The sequence below is a fragment of the Acidovorax sp. SUPP2825 genome (assembly GCF_030158995.1).
In the GTDB taxonomy this organism is placed as follows: domain Bacteria; phylum Pseudomonadota; class Gammaproteobacteria; order Burkholderiales; family Burkholderiaceae_C; genus Paracidovorax.
This window is the reverse complement of the sequence record NZ_BQXK01000026.1, coordinates 26,911-44,917: the sequence shown is the minus strand read 5'-3', so window position 1 is coordinate 44,917 and position 18,007 is coordinate 26,911. Positions and strand designations below refer to the sequence as shown.

The following is an 18,007-nucleotide window of genomic DNA, read 5'->3' as shown; positions in this document are numbered from 1 at the left end:
CCCGGGTTCTCAGAAACGATCCAGATTGCTGCGCGGCTCGGCCATGGCGACGATGACCTTGCGCGGTCCCTTGAAGGGCGAACGCGCATGGGCCACGAGCATGTTGTCCAGCATCAGTACGTCGCCCTGCTCCCAGGGGAAGCTGACGGTCTCGGCGTCGAGTGCGGTGCGCACCTCGGCAAAGATGTCGTCGCTGATCGTCGATCCGTCGGCAAAGAAGGTGTTGCGCGGCAGGTTCTCGATGCCGTAGATTTCTTCCAGCACCTCGCGCTCTTCGGGCTCGCGCGCCGAGATGTGGAACAGGTGCGCCTGGTTGAACCACACCATCTCGCCCGTCACGGGATGGCTTTCCATGGCCTGGCAAAGCTGGCGCGTTCGCAGGCCGTCGTCTTCCTTCCACTCCCAGTCCATGCGCGCATGGCGGCAGAAAGCCTCGACCTCGGCGCGACTTTCGGTGTTGAAGACCTTCTGCCAGGGCACGTCCATTTCGCCGAAATTGCGCACGTAGAGAATGCCGGGCTCGAACAGCTCTCGGATATGCGCCGGAATGCGCCGGTAGACCGCGCGGCTGTCGGCAATCGGCGTCTCTCCGCCCTCGGGCGACGCGGTGACGCAGTGAAACCAGATCTTCATGGGCCACTCGCGCGTATAGGCCTGCTCGTTGTGCAGGGGGATGCTCTGGTGGGCCGGGTACTCGGTGGAGGTGTAGACGCCCGCGCCGCTGGATGCCTCGACCGCGCTGCGTGGCGTGGAGGCAAATTCGTATTTCAGCAACGGATGGCCGAAGGCGGAAGCAAAGCGCTGGAAGGTCTCCACATCGGGCACGGAAAAACCGCGCAACAACACGCCGCCCGTGGTCAGCAGCGCTTCGTCGATGTCGCGGCGCAGCGACTGCAGCGCGGCAAGCAGGTCCTGGCCTCGGTGGGCCGGCGTCATGAGCAGAGGAAGAAGAGATCCGGCGGGTGCCTTGCGCTCGAAGCGCTGAAGGGTTTCGTTCATGTCGATTCCTTGGTACGCCACGCAAGAGCTGCCGCGTAGCCCGGCGGCGCTGGCAGCGCCATTGCTTGAAAACCATTCCACTCGGGGACTTCGCTGGCAATCGCCAGCCGCCCATCCGCTTGGGGACTGATGTCGATGGAGCACAGGTGCTCGGCCACACCGATGCCGATGGCCTTGAGCACGGCCTCCTTGCCCACCCAGCGCTGGTAAAAAGCCGAGAGCACGTCGGGGGCGCGGCGCACGCTGTCGCGCTCCTGAGCCGTGCACACGACGTCCAGCATCACATCCGCATCGAGATCGCTGCGCTGCTGCTCAATGTCCACACCCAAGTGCATGACGCCGCAGGGATCAGCCAGAGCAATCAATGCGTGGTCTCCCGAATGCGAGACGTTGAACACCGGTGCGCACTGCGGCGCCTCATCCACGAAAGGCTTGCCATGGGGCCCCATGGACAGCGGTACTTCGGAAGGACAGCAGCCCAGCCGCCGCCCCAACAGGCAACGCACGGCATTGCGGGTTTGCGCGAAGCGCACCCGGTCGGCCCGCCGCACGTAGCGCCGGGCGCGGCTGCGCTCCTCGGGTGTCAGGTGCTGCAGTGCCTGTTGCGCGTCGGCCTGCAGATCGAGATCCAGGCGAAAGATCTCGATGCCCGCCGGCAGCGCATCAGGCATGGGCGCGAGATGCATGGCTTTCTCCTGCCACCGACCATGCCAAGCGTTGCTGCAGTGCGGACAGCACCCTGGCTTCATGCTGCTTGATGAAGAAATGGCCGCCATCAAACCAGTCGAGCGAGAAGCCCGTTGCCGTCTCGGCGGACCAGGCGTCCATGCGCTCGGCCGCGATGTCATCCTCACGCCCCGCAAAAACATGCAGCGGCATGGGCAGCGGTGGCTCGGCCGCATAGGCAAAGCTTTCGCAGACACGGTAATCGGCCCCGAGCACGTCCAGCGTGATGCGCATGAGCTCCGGACTGGCGAAGACGTCTTCGGGTGTGCCGCCCTGCTTGCGCAGATCGGCGATCAATGCCTCATCGTCGCCCTTGCGCGCAAAGCGCTCCGGATCGCGGCGTGAGGGCGCGGAACTGCCAGAAGCGACCACGGCCAGTGGCAGTTCGCGCCCCGTGGCACGCAGATGGCGCGCCATGCCGAAGGCCAAGAGCGCGCCCATGCTGTGCCCGAACAGGACGAAGCGTCCTTGGATGGCACTGCGCTGCTCGCGGCAAACCAACGCCACCATCTGTGCGAAGTCCTCGACGGCCGGCTCGCCCAAACGACCTCCGCGCCCAGGCAACTCCACGGGAACCAGATGCATCCACTGCGGCAGTTGCCGGCGCCAGCGCAAATACATCGTGGCACTGGCGCCGGCGCAGGGCAGGCACAGCAGGTTCAGGGAGGCAGCCATGCCGGTCAACCGGCAGCAGAATCAGACGTCTCCAGCCGGAGGGAGCCGGCATCCGAGCGAGCACGCTCCTGCTCTTGCATCCATACCCGCAAGGACTTGGGACGCATGTCAGTCCAGGTCCGGTCTACATACTCAAGCACCGTCTTTTTGTCGCCCTTGACACCCTCCACCGCGGTCCAGCCGCCCGGGACGGCTTTCCAATGGGGCCAGATGGAATATTGCTCTTCATGGTTGACCAGCACGATGAAGGTTTCGTCTTCGCGGTCGAAGCAGCTTGTAGACATGAGATCGTCCTTATGCAGTTAAACAGTGATGGAGTCGGCAAGGCCAACGCTTGTCTAACGAGACGATCGGAGATTGCTTTTGTTCATGCCGAGTCAGGCGTCCAAGGCTGACCGGCCTTGTCGCGCTGGAAAATGACCACGCTGCCGGTCGGGCTGTAGCGGGCGCAATTGCGCGTCCCGTCCTCGTCGACCACACCGGGGTGAGGGCTTCTTCGGGGCCTCCCCAGCGACCTTCCTGTCTCTCGGTGGGGAACAGGCATTGACAACCGCGACTCACAAGACCTCATCTGCCCGGCCATCGATGCTGCGAAGGACGGGTTCGGCGTGCAGGCGGTGAGGAACGCATCAGGCTCCCCCGAGCCACCTATCCAAAGAGTTCTCACACCCGCTCATGCACGATGCGGCCGTGTTCACGCATGGCACTCAAACGGCAAGCGACTCCCGCAAACGATCCCCCGCGTAGGCCTGCGCCAGCCGCGCCTTCTCCAGCACCGCGGCCGCACCGAAGAACTCGTGCGCCACGCCTTCGTATTCCCGGCGCTCCACGGGCGTGCCGGCCTTTTGCAGGGCGTCTTCCAGCTTCGCTCCATCGCTGCGCAACGGGTCCACGCGGGCGTTGATGATGGTCACGGGCGGCAAGCCGCGCAGGTCGGCGTCGATGAGGGACAGGCGGGGGTCGGCCAGATCGTCCTCCGTGCGCACCAGGTGGTCGACGAACCACTTCACCATCGCGCGATTCAATGGCTTGGCGATGGCGTTTTCGAGGTACGACTCGGTGTTGAGGCTGGTCTGCGCCACGGGGTACACGCTCAGCACGTGCCGGGGCAACGGCAGGCCGGCGTCCCTGGCCGCAATGGCGGTGGCCACGGCCAGGTTGCCGCCGGCGCTCTCGCCGGCCAGGGCCAGGCGGCGGGCGTCGCCCCCGATGCGGGAGGCAAACTGAGTGAGCCAGCGGTAGCTGGCCAGGGCGTCGTCCCAGGCGGCGGGGAACTTGTGCTCCGGTGCCTGGCGGTAGTCCACCGACACGACGATGGCGTGCGCCTGCTTGGCCAGGCCCCGGGCACCGCCGTCATAGACCTCCTTGTCGGCGATGACCCAGCCGCCACCATGAAAGAACAGCACCACGGGCAGCTCGGCACCCTGGCCGGTGGCGTCTTCCGGTGCATAGACAGTGGCCTGCAGTGGGCCGTGGTCGGTGTCGATGGACAGGGGCGTGGCGCGCACGCCGGGCACCAGCGAGGTGGGGTCGGTGGCGCGGCCCTGCTGGGTCAGCAGGTGTTTCACGGCATCCGCCACGGTGGGCTGGCTGCGGGCTTCCTGCACGCTGAGTTTCTCGATGGCCTTGGGGTGAAGGGCTTCGTGGGCCTTGGCCAGTTCAAGCTGGTCATCGTCGGCACGGATCGCGGCGATGGTGTTGGACAGTGCGTTGACGATAGGGTTGGGCTCGCCGTGCTTTTCGTCGCTCATGGGACATTCCTTCGAGACAGTGAATGGATGAGCGGCCACTCTATGGAGGGCTTGGGCAGTGCCGCGTCAGACGCCACGCCGGGGCAGCGTGCGGCGCACAGTAGGCGCGTTCGACGGCAAGTTTTACGGCAAGGGAAGAGCCACGCGCCGTGCGCCCGGTCACGGGGCGTAGGCAGATCACGCCCGTCACGCGAAGGAATGCGTGAAAAAGAAAGGATCAGTGGACTTGGCTCGTGCCTGCCCCGCCGGCCTCAGCGGAACCCGCCCCGTGTCGGGTCGTGTGGTAACCGCGTGGCGCGCGGGCCTCCTTCCACCCGGTCGGGAGCCACGCGTTGGCGTTGCTCGGCCAGGGCCGTGCGCGCGAGATGCAGGCGCTCGGCCGCCTGGTGCAGGGATTGCCGCAGGGCCACCGCGGCCGATCGAAGCCGGCGCGCACGCTGGATGGGGTCTTCGTCGTCTTGCGTGGACATGCCGATGCCCTGGCAAACGGTGTTCCCGCGGGTGGCGGGGTGGCGTCCGGCAAAAAGTCCGTGGGGCCTGCATGGCCTTCGCTTGCACGCCGATCGGTTCGGACTGCTCCAGGCGACGCGGCTACCCAGGCGGCACCATCCCCTTCAGCCACGACATGAAGCCGGCCGTCCGGTTGCAGTCGCCCCCTCTTTTTGCATGGGATACGGTAAATGACATCGATATTCAGCTTCAACAAGCTGCGGACCGCCATGGGTTCAGCAGGCGCTTCGACCGAACCGGCACCTTCTGCCACACCCGGCACGCCGAGCGGCAAAAGCAAGTCCTCGGGCGGTTTCAACGGGCTGCAGGGCCGCGAGAACCCGGCGCAGAGCGGTGGCATGGCCCCGCGCGGCCGCTCGCCGATGATGCAGGCGTTTTCCAACGCCGCGATGCACGCCCACGGGGCCGTGCACCAGGCATCGCAGGGCATGCAGAACGACGTGCAGAAGCTCAAGAACGGCTATTCGGCGTTCCGCGCCGAGTCCCATGCCGCGTCTCGTCCGAACTTCAGCTATCCGCAACTGGCGGGGGAACATCGCCTGGCACAGGCCGACCATCGGCAACGCGCGCAGGCGGCCTATTCCCAGGCGGCAGGCCATGCCCGCGCGTTTTTCGGGGAAACGGCCCATGGCATGTCGCAAGGAGCGCGCCAGGCGGCGTCCTCCCTGGCATCGACGATGGAACGGTTCGATCCACGCCGGCTGGCCCATCAAGCCAAGCGGTATGGCAACGCAGCCCTGCACCAGGCGACCCAGGTGGCCATGGTGGGCGTGGGCGGCGCGCTGCTCGCAGGCGCGGCCGTGGCCTATGGCGTGGATTTGGCACGGTACAAGGTGGGACAGGTCGCGCAGAGGGTGGACCACGCGGTCCAGTCGGCGGCGTACCGGGTGGACCACGCCATGTACCGAGCGGATCAGGCCATCCAGTCCGGCCTGGACCGTGTGGGCAACGCCCTGCACCGGGCGGAACACAAGATCCACACCATAGGGCCTCGCATCGACCATGCGTTGCAGTCGGCCGCCTATCGGGCTGAGCAAATGGCACAAAGCGCTCTCAACCAGGCGGCCTACCCGTTCCGTGCGGCAGCGCACACCTACCAGTCACTCGCGCATGCGGCATCGGTGTTCAAGCACGACATGGCGAATTTCGACCCTTACCGCATGTCGCACCAATACCAGCGACTCCATTCGTTCAACTCCTGGTGACGATCGCCCTTCGCGCCCTCGCACCTGATCGCCGCCTCGGCCACCTCTTCTCGCAAGACCTGCCATGACCACCGAATACCTCGCCGAAACCCCCGTGACCTCTGACGCATCGCCCCTTGAAACCGCTGGCGACGCACCACCGCCCCCGTTCGACGAACGGGCCCTGCTGGCGCACTATGTGCTGCGCGATTTCGAGCAAGCCGTGGCCAACGTGGAACAGCAGCTGTATGAATCCGAGCCCGCTCCCGATGCGTCGTCGGAGTCTCCTCCCACGCAGGAGGCCCTGGAAGCCTTGGCCGAGGAGCGCAGGGCGCTGGCGCGCGACATCGTGGTCGGCGCATGGCTCAACCGCAACAACCCGGATTGGGACCCGGCGCGGCCGGAAACCCATCGGCCCGATCCGAACGATCCGCTGTTGGCGATTCTTCAATCCGTGCAGGAGCCCGCACCCGCGGACTGACGGCATGGCAGCGTGAAGCCACGCTGCCCGACAGTCGCCGTGCTGCGGATGGCCCGCCATTCAAGCGGCGCACGGCCCGGGGCCGCCATGGCCCTCAGCGCGCAGTGGGCGGCACGGCCTTTTTTCGCAACGCCGCCGCACTGTCGATCTCCCGCAGCAGCCGCACCCCCACCAGCGTGTAGCGCGTGTCCGGGCTGTTCCAGTTGCGGTACGAGCACCGCGCATACAGCGGCCAGGTGTGCCAGGAGCCGCCGCGGCGCACGCGCACGTTGCCCTGCGCGGGGCCCTGCGGATCGTCGCGCGCCGACTCGGCATAGGCAGTGTCGCCGTGCCAGTCTGAAACCCATTCCCACGCATTGCCCACCATGTCGTGCAGGCCGAAGGCGTTGGCGGGGTAGCTGGCCACCGGCGCGGTGAAGGCATGGCCGTCGTGGCCTTGGAGCGCCCGGGCCTGCCAGCGGGGCCAGTAGGGCACGGCGTCCTGGTCGAACGTGTTGGCGTGGCGCACCAGGCCTTCAGGATCGTCGCCGTGCGGATAGCGGGTGCGCGTGCCGGCGCGGCAGGCGTATTCCCACTCAGCCTCGGTCGGCAGGCGGTAGCGGTGGCCTTCGGTGCTGCTGAGCCATGCCGCCAGCGCGTGCGCGTCGTGCCAGGTGATGTTGACCACGGGATGGTCGTCGCCCTGCGCAAAGCCGGGGTTGCGCCAGGAGTAGCGCCGGTCGCGCCCCTCGAAGGCGTCGCCGCGCGCGGTGCTGGCCGGGTCGTAGCCGGGGTTGTAGCCATAGCCGCCCGTGCCGTCTGCGTCGGATTCGGCGCGGTAGCCCGATGCCTCGATGAAGCGGCGGAACTGGCCCACGGTCACCTCAGTCTGGCCCAGGTAGAACGCGCGGCGGATGCGCACGATGTGCACGGGCGCCTCGTCCGCCAGCAGGGTGAAGCGCTGTCGCTCCATGAGCGGGTAGGACGCTGCCAGGGCCTCGGGGGATTCGTCGCTGCCCATGCGAAAGCGGCCGGCCGGGATGCGCACGAAGGGCATGCCGATCGAATTGGTCCAGACCGTGGCGGCGGGCGGCTGCGCACGCGCGAAGGTCGGAACCGCCAGCCCCAGCACCGCCGACAGGGAAGACAGAACACGGAGGGTGGAAGGGCGCATGGCGATTCCCTGAAGGGTCCCGGAGACCGGAAGGGATCAGTGTATGCGGGCGGGGGTGGCCTGCGAAGGGTTCAAGCCAAATTGGCTTCCACGGCATATATCACTATGGCATATTGCTACAAAAATAGTAGCAAATTTTCATCGACTCACCGTGCCCGCTGCCCTTCCACCCCGCCCCGCCCTGCCTGGGCCACGCCACCTGCCTGGCCACCACGCGGTCGGCCAGGTGGACGTCGCGGTTGTCGCGGGAGATGACGTCCAGCAGGTGACCGCCCGAGCCCAGTTCGGTGTAGAAAAGGCGGCGAAAGGTGAGGTCTCGGTCGTCCACCCATCCGTCGGGGATCATCATCGGGGCCCCCTCCACGGCGAGACAGGCACCAGCGCCAGCCGCTTGCACTGCCCGTCCATTCCCATGGTGTGCACCGGCCCGTTCATGCCCTGAAGGCAGCGAGCTGCGGGCGGATGCGGTAGACCTCGGCCTTCTAAACGGGAGCCGGCAGCTTGCTGCGCCATGCCAGCGCCGCCACATAGCCCGGCGGTGCCGCGAGCGCCATGGCCTCCAGCCCGGACCATTGCGGCACGGTGCTTTCAACCGACCACCGGCCGTCCCGGCCGGGATGAATGCCCACGCAACGCAGGTGTTCGGCAATGCCCACGCCGATGGCCTTGAGCACCGCTTCCTTGCCCACCCAGCACTGGTACAGGGCGCGCTGCGGATCGGTCGCCCGGGCCACCGCGACGCGCTCCCGATCGGTCAGAACGGTCTGCGCCAGGGAGTCGATGTCCAGTCCTCCGCGGCACTGCTCGATGTCGATGCCCACAACGCTGACAGCGCCCGGTTCTGCCACGGCGATCAGGGCATGGCCTCCGGAATGCGACACGTTGAACAGCGGCACTTCGCCACTCCTGTCGACAAACGGTTTTCCATGGGCATCCTGCGCCAGCGGCACCTCGGCGGGCCCGCAGTCCAGGCGGTCGGCCAGCAAGCGCCGGGTGGCCGCGCGGGTTTCGGCAAAGCGCCGGCGATCCGCCGCCCGCAGGAACCGGCTGGTGCGCGCCCGCTCTGCCGGACTCAGAACGTCCAGGGGCAATGCGCCATCGCTTTCCAGATCGAAGTCGAGGCAATAGCCCTCGATGCCCGTCGGCAACGGCTCAAGCAAGCGCTGCAGCGGCACGCGCACCCCCCGCTGTGGTCTGCGCCAGGCGGCACACGAACGACGCCAGAAAGGGGCTTTCCTGTGGTCGCGAAGAGAAGTGCCCGCCGTCTAGCCAGCCGCGCGTGCACGCCGCGCTCGACTCTGCCGACCAGGCCTGCATGCTCGACGGATCGATGCGGTCCTGCCGCCCGGCCAACACGTGCCACCGCACGGGTAAAGCGCCTGGCTCGGTGTGGCGAAAGCTCTGGCACACCCGGTAAGCCACCGCGAGCGCATCCAGCGTGAGGCGCAACAGCCCGGCGCTTTTCCAGGCCCCCTCCGGCGTACCGCCTGGATCCCGCAAGTCGGCGATCAGCGCGGCATTGTTGCCTTTGTCCACGAACCGATTCGGTTCACGCATCGAGGAAAGTCTCGTCGTCGCAGTCGAGGCCGCTGGTTGACATGGATACGTCCTTGGGCGGTGGAGAGGAAATGGCCGCACGACGCCGGCAGCCAGACAGACGGATCAGTCCTGCGCCTTGGGCAGGGCTGGCGCCGGGGTGCTCTCCTCCAGGTCGCCCATGGGTGCCGTCAGACCGGCCAGCAGCCAGAGCCGCGCCGCCTTGTCGTACGCCTTGCGGTGCGCCTCGTCGGCCGCCAGCCAATGCATCATCGCCTCGCGGGCAGCCGGGTCGAAATTCTCGCGGTCGTACTCGCGCTGCACCCAATCCCACGCCACGGCCCAATGGGGGTCGGCTTGTGTCATGCCTCAAACTCGCTCGCGCCGCGGCGCATCGGTGGACCAACCGACCGGATGCGGATGCACCGGCCCTGGCTGACGGCCACCTTACCGCAAGTAGGCCTCGCGGGGCAAAGCGCTTTTTCGGAAAGTGCGGAGTTCGATGGCGCCGTGGCGAACGGCTCAATCGTCCGTGAGCAGGTGGTGCAAGGCGGCAATGGCCTGGGTGGCTTCGGCGATCAGCCGGTTGACCAGCCCCAGGGCGCAGCCCAACGAGATGGCGATGTCGCGCTGCGTCATGCCGTCGAGCCGGTACAGCTGGAATGCCACGCGGGTTCTCGTGGGCAGGTCCGCCAGCGCCTTTTCGATCAGGCCCACCAGCTGCCGATCGCGCATCAGGCGGTCGGGCGACCCGGGCCCGGCCACCTCCGGGGCTTCGACATCCATGCCGGAGGCAACGCAGTTGCGCTCCACGGCCTGCCGCCGGCAATGGTCGAGCGCCAGATTGCGCACCACCTGGCAGCAGTAGCCGATGGGCTGGTCGATCTTGCGTTCGCTCGCACCGCCGACGATGCGCAGATAGGCGTCCTGCACGATGTCGTCCGCCAGATCCATCGTGCGAACGATTTTGTGCGCCACGCGCAAGAGCTGCGCCCGGTTGGCCACGAACACCTCTCCGAGCGATGGCCCGGACGAATGCAAAGACATGTACAGCACCTCCCAGTGAACTGAATAAATCGCCATGGTCCGGGGCGGCTGACTGCATTGCCCCTGGCCCGGCGGGTCGCCCGCCTACCGCCCCGTTGCCATCCTGCGCCAAAAGAGCAAGCGGTTATTTCATGAACTATTTCATCGATCATCCATGAAATGTTAATGAGAATGAGAATTATTATTAATTGGTGACAGAAAGAAACCGCGAATCCGCGGTGACTGACCTTACCCATGAAGACGTGCGAGCGCGGAAGATGAAGACAGGGGGGAAGGCGCCGACGCACGCGTCCTGCTGCATGGCCTCGGTCAGAAAATGCTGAGAACCGCCACAGCGGCGCGGGGATCGCCTCCGATCCCCGGCCGTCGGAAGGCGGACGACGCCTTCCGCAGAGCCAGGGCCGGGAGCGCTCATCTCAAATATTTGCTACTGAATTCATAGCAACAACGGCAAACAATCCGCCGGCATGAGCGGCTTTTGACTGCCATGACTGCCAATGGCAGCCAGCGGACCTTCTCCGCCGCTTCGGCCTACCCCTGCGCGCCCTCGTCGTCCCCTTCGTCGTCCGGGGCGGCACGCCGCTCGTGCACGGCCTTCACGGCCGGGCGTGCCAGCACCTCCACATAGAAGGCATCCGCCCCGTCCGCCGCCGCAGCGCCCACGCGATCGATCAGGTCGGCCAGCGGCACGGTTTCCGCAGACTCCTTCGTCAGGCCGAAGCGGCAATCGAAGTCCCAGTAGTTCGATCCGGCGGGCAGTTCGCGCTTGCGTTCGCGGCGCAGGTATTGGCGGATTTCATGCTTGACGCCATCCAGAACACGCTCGCGCTGCTTGTTGGGGGAAATAAGGGTGAAGTTTTTTCGCATGGGCGATGGTAGCCCCAGTGGGCCGCCCGCCATGCCGTGCCACCGCATGGCCGCTATGGCAAAGAAACTTGAATCCGTTGCAGCACCAGCCCCGTACCCCACCACAGGAACACGGCGGAGGCGATCCATGGCATGCAGTGCCGGGCATCGGCCGGCCCCGCTTTCCTGCCTCTCCGGCAACGGCTCCCTGCCGCTGGACCGACATGTGACCTTCGTGCTTCGCACACCACCAGGAACCACCATGATCGACATCCCTGCATCGCCCCTTGAAATCCTGCAACGCCGCTCCGACAAGCTCAAAGAGCGTCGCATGTTCTTTCGCAAGACCGGGGGCTTTGCCGCCGGCATGGCGGGAGGCGCCATCCTCACCGCGTGCGGCGGCGGATCGGGCCCGGCCGTCGGCGCCGACGCGCCCACCGACCCGGAGATTCTCAACTTCGCGCTGAACCTGGAGTACCTGGAGGCGCAGTTCTACCTCTACGCCACGACCGGCGCCGGCCTGCCCGATGCGCAGACCACCGGCACGGGCACGCGCGGCACCGTGATCGGCGGCACCAAGGTGCCCTTCTCCGACCCGGTGGTGGCGGCCTACGCCAAGGAGATCGCCGCCGACGAACTGGCCCATGTGAACTTCCTGCGGGCCGCCCTGGGATCGTCCGCCGTCGCCATGCCGTCGATCGACGTGGGCGGCACCGACCCGAACGGTGCCTTCTCCAAGGCGGCGCAGGCCTCGGGGCTGATCCCGGCCGGGACGGCCTTCAATCCCTACAAGGACGATCTGAGCTTTCTGTTGGGCGCATTCATCTTCGAGGACGTGGGCGTCACGGCCTACAAGGGCGCCGCGCCGCTGATCCAGAACAAGACCTACCTGGAGGCCGCTGCCGGCATCCTGGCCGCAGAGGCCTACCACGCGGGCCTGGTGCGCACGGTGCTGTATTCGAAGGGCATCGATGCCCAGGCGGCGGCGGGCAAGATTTCCGACGCGCGCGACACCCTGGACAACTCCAAGGACCTGGACCAGGGGATCGCGCCCGACGCCAGCGGGGCATCGAACATCGTTCCGCTGGACGCCAACGGCATCGCCTACAGCCGCTCTCCGGACGACGTGCTCAACATCGTCTATCTCACGCCCAACGCGGCCAGCCAGGGCGGGTTCTTCCCGGCCGGTGTGAATGGCAGCCTGCGGCTGAGCAGCGTGTACATGTAGCCGCCCGAAGGCACCGCCGCGGCGTCGTGCCGCCGTGGTCTCGCCCACCCCGCTCATCCTTGCAGGAGTCCTTGCCATGCCATTGCATTCCCATGATCCGGCAAGCCACGCCGAAGTGCCCGCGCATCACACCCTGTCCTGGCGCCAATGGCTGGGGCTGGGCATCGTGGCCGCGGGCCTGGCCATCCTCTCGGCACAGGCCATGGGTGGCCTGGTCAGCGGAGACGACCGGCTGCGCGGCGCCCTGCTGGGCGGGCTGATGGCGGCTGCAGCAACGGCGCTGGGCACGCTGCCCGTGCTGCTGTCGCAGAAGTTCTCGCAACGCACGCACGACACCATGCTCGGCTTCGGCGCCGGTGTCATGCTCGCGGCCAGCGCTTTCTCCCTCGTCATTCCCGCCCTGGCCGCGGCGAAGTCCCAGGGCGCCGGACCGTGGGGGGCAGGCGGCATCGTGGGCGCGGGCATCCTGGGCGGGGCCCTGTTGTTGCTGCTGATCGATCGCGCCGTGCCGCACGAGCATTTCGTGAAAGGGCTGGAAGGCCCGCAGGCCCGCGCCATCAAGCGCGCCTGGCTCTTCGTGCTCGCCATCACGCTGCACAACCTGCCCGAGGGCCTGGCCATCGGGGTCGCCTTCGCCGGCTCGGACGGCGTGGGTGCCAAGGCGCTGGCTGCGGGCATCTCCATCCAGGACGTACCCGAGGGCATGGTGGTGGCGCTGGCCCTGCGCGGCGTGGGCTACGGCCGCTGGATGTCCGCGGGCCTGGGCGTGGTGTCCGGCCTGATCGAGCCGGTGGCGGCCGTCATGGGCGTAGCACTGATCGGCCTGTCGGCCAGCCTGCTTCCCTGGGGGCTCGCTGCGGCCGCAGGCGCCATGCTGTACGTCATCAGCCACGAGATCATTCCGGAATCCCACCGCAAGGGGCACGAGGCCTTCGCCACGGGAGGACTGATGCTGGGCTTCGTGGTGATGATGCTGCTCGATACCGCCCTGGGATGAACGGCCCATCCCGGCCTTGCAACGCTTTCCATCGATGAATCGACCCTGATGTACTTATTGAATTTTCAGTAAATCCTGAAAACTCAGTAAACCTGAAGCACAATCGCGGCATGACACAGATCAAGCCGCTCCCCTCCCTGAATCGACAATTCGTGGCCCATTTCGGCGAAATGGGCAGCCGCTGGGGCATCAACCGCACCGTCGGGCAGATCTACGCCCTGCTCTACCTCTCGCCGCGCCCTGTCAATGCGGATGAAATCGCCGAGACGCTGGAGTTTTCTCGCTCGAACGTGAGCATGGGCCTGAAGGAACTGCAGGCCTGGCGGCTTGTCCAGTTGCGCCACCAGCCAGGTGACCGGCGCGAGTACTTCGAAGCGCTGCAGGACGTGTGGCAGATCTTCCGCACCCTGGCCGAAGAGCGCCGGCGCCGCGAGATCGAGCCCACGCTGTCCATGCTGCGCATGGCCCTGCTGGAAGAGCCCGCGTCCGAGGACGAACGCCATGCGCAGCAGCGCATGCAGGACATGCACGACCTCATCGACCGCCTGATGACCTGGTTCGATGACGTGCAGCGCCTCGCCCCGGAGACCGCGATGCAGCTCATGGGCATGGGCACCGCCGTCACGCGGGTGCTGGAGTTCAAGGACCGGCTCACCGGCAAGGGCGGCACCGGCAAGCAGGGCGGAAAGGACCGGTAGATCGCCATGGACACCTTCATGCTCTCGCGGATCCAGTTCGCGGCCAACATCAGCTTTCACATCCTGTTTCCCACCATCAACATCGCGCTGTGCTGGTTCCTGGTGTACTTCCGGCTGCGCCACCGGGCCGCCGCCGGCACACCGGCCGCGCAGGGCTGGGAGCAGGCCTACTACTTCTGGACCAAGGTCTTCGCGCTGACCTTCGCCCTCGGCGTGGTGTCGGGGGTGACCATGAGCTTTCAGTTCGGCACCAACTGGCCCGGCTTCATGGAGCGGGCCGGCAACATCGCAGGCCCACTGCTGGGCTACGAGGTGTTCACCGCGTTCTTCCTGGAGGCGACGTTCCTGGGCATCATGCTGTTCGGCCGCCAGCACGTGAGCGACCGCGTGCACCTGATCGCCACCCTGCTCGTGGCCGGCGGCACCACCCTGTCGGCCTTCTGGATCCTGAGCCTCAACTCCTGGATGCAGACGCCTGCGGGCTTCGAGATCATCGACGGCAAGTTCCACGCGGTGGACTGGCTGGCCATCGTCTTCAACCCCTCTTTCCCCTACCGCCTGGGCCACAAGCTGCTGGCGTCCACGCTGACCGCCGGTTTCCTGCTGGCCGGCGTGAGCGCCTGGCAGCTGATCCGCGGCACGGCCACGCTCGGCACGCCCTTGGCGCTGCGCGCCGCCCTCGTCGCGGTGGCCGTGGCCATCCCCGCGCAGATCCTGATGGGCGACATGCATGGCCTCAACACCTTGCAGCACCAGCCCGCCAAGATCGCCGCGATCGAAGGCATCTGGCACACCGAGAAGGGCGCACCGCTCACGCTGTTCGGCTGGCCCAACGAGAAGGAGGGCCGCACCGACTACGCCGTGCAGATCCCCAAGGCCGCCAGCCTGATCCTGGCGCACGACAGCGAGGCCGAGCTCAAAGGCCTCGACGAATTCCAAGGCGAGCATCCGCCCGTCGCGCCCGTGTTCTGGAGCTTTCGGGTGATGGTCGGCATGGGCATGCTCATGCTGGCGGTGGCATGGTGGGGCGCTTTCGCGCTGTGGCGCCGCCGCAAGGAGGCCTCGCCCGTGGCATCGCTCCCGCGCGCCCTGCTGTTCACCCTAGTGGCCATGACCTTCTCGGGCTGGGTGGCCACGCTGGCCGGCTGGTATGTGACCGAGATCGGACGCCAACCCTACCTGGTGTACGGCCTGCTGCGCGCCGCCGACACGGTGGCGCAGCACCCACCCTCCACCGTGGCGATGTCGCTCACCGCCTATCTGGCGGTGTATGTCACGCTGCTGGTGAGCTATGTCGCCGTCATCAAGTACATGGCCGAACACGCGGCCATGCCCACGCCGGCAGTCCGCCCGCCGGCGCCGCAAGCCGTTTGAGGTGCCCGCCATGGAAATGACCCTTGCCAATGTTCTGCCCCTCGCCTTCATGGCGGTCATGGGCCTGGCCCTGCTGGCGTACGTGGTGCTGGACGGCTACGACCTGGGGGTGGGCATGCTGCTGCCCTTCGCCACCGATGCCGAAAAAGACACCATGGTCTCCAGCATCGGACCTTTCTGGGATGCCAACGAAACCTGGCTGGTGCTGGGCGTGGGCGTGCTGCTGGTGTGCTTTCCGATGGCCCACGGCGTGGTGCTTTCAGCGCTCTATGCGCCGGCCACCGTGATGCTGCTGGGCCTCATCCTGCGCGGCGTGGCGTTCGACTTCCGAGTGAAGGCGCGCGATGCCCACAAGACCGCCTGGAACCGCACCTTCGCCGCCGGCTCGCTGGTGACCACGCTCGCGCAGGGCTGGATGCTGGGCGCCTACGTGACCGGCTTTGCGGGAGGCCTGTGGCCCACGCTGTTCGCCGCCGGCATTGCCGCCACGCTGCCCGCGGCCTACTGCATGCTGGGTGCCGGCTGGCTGCTCATGAAGACCGAGGGCGACCTGCAGCGCAAGGCGTTGGCGTGGGGCCGCGCGGTGCTGTGGCCCATGGCCCTGGCCTTGGGCGCCATTTCGCTGGCGACGCCCCTGGTCAGCCACACGGTGTTCGAGAAATGGTTCGCGCTGCCTCAGCTCTTCGTGCTGCTGCCCATTCCCCTGGCCTGCGCCGCGGCGCTGTTTGCCATCCACCACGTGCTGCACACCCCGCGCATCGTGAACGCGGGCTACGGCTGGATCGTGTTCGTCGCCACCGTCGCAGTGTTCCTCCTCGCGTTCTTCGGGCTGGCATACAGCCTCTATCCCTACATCGTCATCGACCGCATCACGGTTTGGCAGGCGGCGAGCGCGACCGAGTCGCTCGCAGTGGTGGCCGTCGGCGTGGGCATCGCCCTGCCGGCCATCGTCGCCTACACCATCTTCATGTACCGGGTGTTCTGGGGCAAGGCGAAAGCGCTGACGTACGGGCTTTGAGATCGCTGCCCGGGCACGCCATGCCATGGCAATCAGGGCCATGGCGGCGTGTGCACCTACACCGGCCGGGCAGATTTGGCCGGCCGTTGCGAAGGCGATTGCATTAGCATTCCCGCAACATGAGCAGCAGCGAAAAGCCCCCTGTACCCGGCCCGTGGCAAGCCTACGTGGCCGAAGGCGCCCCCGGCGAAGTGTCCGACCACAAGGACGACATTTTCTTTGCGGCCATCGAAACCACCCGCATGCCCATGCTGGTGACCGATCCTCGACAGCCCGACAACCCCATCGTGTTCTGCAATCGGGCTTTCGTGGCGATGACGGGCTACTCCGTCCAGGAGATCATGGGGCACAACTGCCGATTCCTGCAGGGCCCGGCGACCGACCGCAACACCATTGCCGCCATCCGCGAAGCCATCGAGCAGCGGCGCGAGATTTCGCTGGAACTGCTCAACTACCGCAAGGACGGCTCCTCGTTCTGGAATGCCCTCTTCATCTCCCCGGTCTACAACAGCCGGCGCGAGCTGGTCTATTTCTTCGCCTCGCAGCTGGACGTGAGCCGGCGCCGCGATGCGGAGGAAGCCCTCTCGCAGGCGCAGAAGATGGAGGCCCTGGGCCAGCTCACCGGCGGCATCTCCCACGACTTCAACAACCTGCTTCAAGTGATGTCCGGGCACCTGGACGTCATGCGCGTCAAGAACCGCAACAACCGCCTGGGGCCGCAGGACATCGACCGCTCCATCGACAGCATTCGCAGTGCGGTATCCAAGGCATCGACGCTGACCCAGCAGCTGCTGGCTTTCTCGCGCAAGCAAAAGCTCAAGGGACGGGTGGTCAATCTCAACAGCCTCGTCCGGGGCATGGCCACGCTGGCCGAACGCACGCTGGGCGAAGCCATCGAGATGGAATACGTGCTCGGCGAAGACCTGCCGAACTGCGAGCTGGACACGACGCAGCTCGAAGTGGCTGTGCTCAATCTGTTGCTGAACTCCCGCGATGCCATGCCCAACGGAGGCCGCATCCGCGTGGAGACCCAGGGCATCTACCTGGATGCGCAGGATGGCGACACCTTCTCCGGACTGCAGTCCGGCCACTACGCCACCATCTCCGTGACGGACACCGGCGCCGGCATCCCGCCCGAAGTGGTGTCGCGCGTGATGGACCCCTTCTTCACCACCAAGGAAGAAGGCAAGGGCACGGGCCTGGGCCTGTCGATGGTGTATGGCTTTGCCAAGCAGTCGGGCGGCGCCGTCACCATCTATTCGGAAGTGGGCCTGGGCACCACGGTGCGCATGTATTTCCCTGCAGTGCACGGCCGTCCCCACCCCGACCTGGCCGAATCGCTGGTCCCGAAGAATCGCGGAGGCAATGAAACCATCCTCGTGGTGGACGACCGGGTCGAAGTGGCCGAACTGGCCCAGGCCATGCTGGAGGGGCTGGGCTACACCGTGCACGTGGCGCACAGCGCCCATGCCGCGCTGAAACTGGTGCGGGAGTTGCCGCAGGACGCGCTGCCGGACCTGCTCTTCACCGACGTGGTGATGCCCGGGGGATTGAACGGCTACGAACTCGCGCGGGAGATGCGCAAGACCGTGGCGGGCATCCACATCCTGCTCACCACGGGGTTCGACCGCGACATGGGCAGCCTGGCCAACGTGGCGCCCACGGAGTTCGAGATCCTGAAAAAACCCTATCGGTTGGCGGACCTGGCACGCAGCGTGCGCATGGTGCTGGACGGCGCCACCGGCACCCGGACCTGAAGGCATGAAACCGGGCGCGCGATGCAG

21 protein-coding genes are annotated in these 18,007 nt (G+C 66.7%); 8 read left to right on the top strand and 13 right to left on the bottom strand.

The window, feature by feature from the left end:
• Positions 1 to 9: 9 nt before the first annotated feature.
• The 6 genes from AVAK2825_RS22805 to AVAK2825_RS22780 all read right to left on the bottom strand — a co-directional run bounded on the left by AVAK2825_RS22805 (position 10) and on the right by AVAK2825_RS22780 (position 4,621).
• Positions 10 to 999 carry a TauD/TfdA family dioxygenase gene (locus tag AVAK2825_RS22805; protein ID WP_284402710.1) on the bottom strand — a complete coding sequence of 330 codons (990 nt, stop codon included), beginning with the start codon at positions 997 to 999 and terminating at the stop codon, positions 10 to 12.
• Positions 996 to 1,685, bottom strand: a complete 690-nt coding sequence (locus AVAK2825_RS22800) for a 4'-phosphopantetheinyl transferase family protein (protein ID WP_284402709.1) — start codon at positions 1,683 to 1,685, stop codon at positions 996 to 998. Before AVAK2825_RS22800 ends, AVAK2825_RS22805 begins: the two co-directional genes overlap by 4 nt.
• Positions 1,663 to 2,400, bottom strand: a complete 738-nt coding sequence (locus AVAK2825_RS22795) for a thioesterase II family protein (RefSeq protein WP_284402708.1) — start codon at positions 2,398 to 2,400, stop codon at positions 1,663 to 1,665. The genes AVAK2825_RS22800 and AVAK2825_RS22795 overlap by 23 nt, the downstream gene beginning before the upstream one ends.
• A gap of 5 nt (positions 2,401 to 2,405) precedes the next feature.
• Positions 2,406 to 2,684, bottom strand: coding sequence for an MbtH family protein (locus tag AVAK2825_RS22790; protein WP_272564786.1), 279 nt, complete (start codon positions 2,682 to 2,684; stop codon positions 2,406 to 2,408).
• A 423-nt stretch (positions 2,685 to 3,107) separates the two neighbouring features.
• Positions 3,108 to 4,151, bottom strand: a complete 1,044-nt coding sequence (locus AVAK2825_RS22785; protein WP_284402707.1) for an alpha/beta hydrolase — start codon at positions 4,149 to 4,151, stop codon at positions 3,108 to 3,110.
• 251 nt (positions 4,152 to 4,402) lie between these two features.
• Positions 4,403 to 4,621 (bottom strand): hypothetical protein, encoded by a 219-nt coding sequence (locus AVAK2825_RS22780; protein WP_284402706.1) that lies wholly within the window; start codon positions 4,619 to 4,621, stop codon positions 4,403 to 4,405.
• 210 nt (positions 4,622 to 4,831) lie between these two features.
• On the opposite strand from AVAK2825_RS22780, the gene AVAK2825_RS22775 reads away from it, so the two are divergent.
• Both AVAK2825_RS22775 and AVAK2825_RS22770 read left to right on the top strand, forming a co-directional pair.
• Positions 4,832 to 5,866: a hypothetical protein gene (locus AVAK2825_RS22775; RefSeq protein WP_284402704.1), complete on the top strand. Its 1,035-nt coding sequence runs from the start codon at positions 4,832 to 4,834 to the stop codon at positions 5,864 to 5,866.
• 64 nt (positions 5,867 to 5,930) lie between these two features.
• Positions 5,931 to 6,326: a hypothetical protein gene (locus tag AVAK2825_RS22770; protein ID WP_284402703.1), complete on the top strand. Its 396-nt coding sequence runs from the start codon at positions 5,931 to 5,933 to the stop codon at positions 6,324 to 6,326.
• A gap of 94 nt (positions 6,327 to 6,420) precedes the next feature.
• Here AVAK2825_RS22770 and AVAK2825_RS22765 read toward each other — a convergent pair whose 3' ends face one another.
• From AVAK2825_RS22765 to AVAK2825_RS22735, 7 genes are all read right to left on the bottom strand, one after another.
• Positions 6,421 to 7,479, bottom strand: a complete 1,059-nt coding sequence (locus AVAK2825_RS22765) for a formylglycine-generating enzyme family protein (protein ID WP_284402702.1) — start codon at positions 7,477 to 7,479, stop codon at positions 6,421 to 6,423.
• A gap of 103 nt (positions 7,480 to 7,582) precedes the next feature.
• Entirely contained in the window at positions 7,583 to 7,828 is a 246-nt protein-coding gene (locus AVAK2825_RS22760) for a hypothetical protein (RefSeq protein ID WP_284402701.1), read from the bottom strand.
• 133 nt (positions 7,829 to 7,961) lie between these two features.
• A complete protein-coding gene (locus AVAK2825_RS22755; RefSeq protein ID WP_284402700.1) occupies positions 7,962 to 8,654 on the bottom strand; it encodes a 4'-phosphopantetheinyl transferase family protein in 693 nt (230 codons plus the stop codon).
• On the bottom strand, positions 8,632 to 9,036 hold the full coding sequence (locus tag AVAK2825_RS22750; protein ID WP_284402699.1) for a thioesterase II family protein: 405 nt from the start codon (positions 9,034 to 9,036) through the stop codon (positions 8,632 to 8,634). The genes AVAK2825_RS22755 and AVAK2825_RS22750 overlap by 23 nt, the downstream gene beginning before the upstream one ends.
• A gap of 105 nt (positions 9,037 to 9,141) precedes the next feature.
• Entirely contained in the window at positions 9,142 to 9,381 is a 240-nt protein-coding gene (locus AVAK2825_RS22745) for a DUF4880 domain-containing protein (protein ID WP_284402698.1), read from the bottom strand.
• 156 nt (positions 9,382 to 9,537) lie between these two features.
• Positions 9,538 to 10,062: a sigma-70 family RNA polymerase sigma factor gene (locus AVAK2825_RS22740; protein WP_284402697.1), complete on the bottom strand. Its 525-nt coding sequence runs from the start codon at positions 10,060 to 10,062 to the stop codon at positions 9,538 to 9,540.
• A 531-nt stretch (positions 10,063 to 10,593) separates the two neighbouring features.
• Positions 10,594 to 10,929 carry a DUF6172 family protein gene (locus AVAK2825_RS22735; RefSeq protein ID WP_272564798.1) on the bottom strand — a complete coding sequence of 112 codons (336 nt, stop codon included), beginning with the start codon at positions 10,927 to 10,929 and terminating at the stop codon, positions 10,594 to 10,596.
• A gap of 241 nt (positions 10,930 to 11,170) precedes the next feature.
• Here AVAK2825_RS22735 and AVAK2825_RS22730 point away from each other — a divergent pair, with 241 nt between their 5' ends.
• The 6 genes from AVAK2825_RS22730 to AVAK2825_RS22705 all read left to right on the top strand — a co-directional run bounded on the left by AVAK2825_RS22730 (position 11,171) and on the right by AVAK2825_RS22705 (position 17,980).
• The gene (locus AVAK2825_RS22730) at positions 11,171 to 12,136 is read left to right on the top strand and encodes a ferritin-like domain-containing protein (protein WP_272564799.1); all 966 of its coding nucleotides are present in this window, start codon (positions 11,171 to 11,173) and stop codon (positions 12,134 to 12,136) included.
• A gap of 76 nt (positions 12,137 to 12,212) precedes the next feature.
• Entirely contained in the window at positions 12,213 to 13,133 is a 921-nt protein-coding gene (locus tag AVAK2825_RS22725; protein WP_284402696.1) for a ZIP family metal transporter, read from the top strand.
• Between the two features lie 110 nt (positions 13,134 to 13,243).
• Positions 13,244 to 13,831, top strand: a complete 588-nt coding sequence (locus AVAK2825_RS22720) for a GbsR/MarR family transcriptional regulator (protein WP_284402695.1) — start codon at positions 13,244 to 13,246, stop codon at positions 13,829 to 13,831.
• Between the two features lie 6 nt (positions 13,832 to 13,837).
• The gene (locus AVAK2825_RS22715; RefSeq protein WP_284402694.1) at positions 13,838 to 15,205 is read left to right on the top strand and encodes a cytochrome ubiquinol oxidase subunit I; all 1,368 of its coding nucleotides are present in this window, start codon (positions 13,838 to 13,840) and stop codon (positions 15,203 to 15,205) included.
• A 16-nt stretch (positions 15,206 to 15,221) separates the two neighbouring features.
• A complete protein-coding gene (locus AVAK2825_RS22710) occupies positions 15,222 to 16,223 on the top strand; it encodes a cytochrome d ubiquinol oxidase subunit II (RefSeq protein ID WP_502870597.1) in 1,002 nt (333 codons plus the stop codon).
• Between the two features lie 119 nt (positions 16,224 to 16,342).
• Positions 16,343 to 17,980 (top strand): histidine kinase famiy protein, encoded by a 1,638-nt coding sequence (locus AVAK2825_RS22705; protein ID WP_284402692.1) that lies wholly within the window; start codon positions 16,343 to 16,345, stop codon positions 17,978 to 17,980.
• Positions 17,981 to 18,007: the final 27 nt, after the last annotated feature.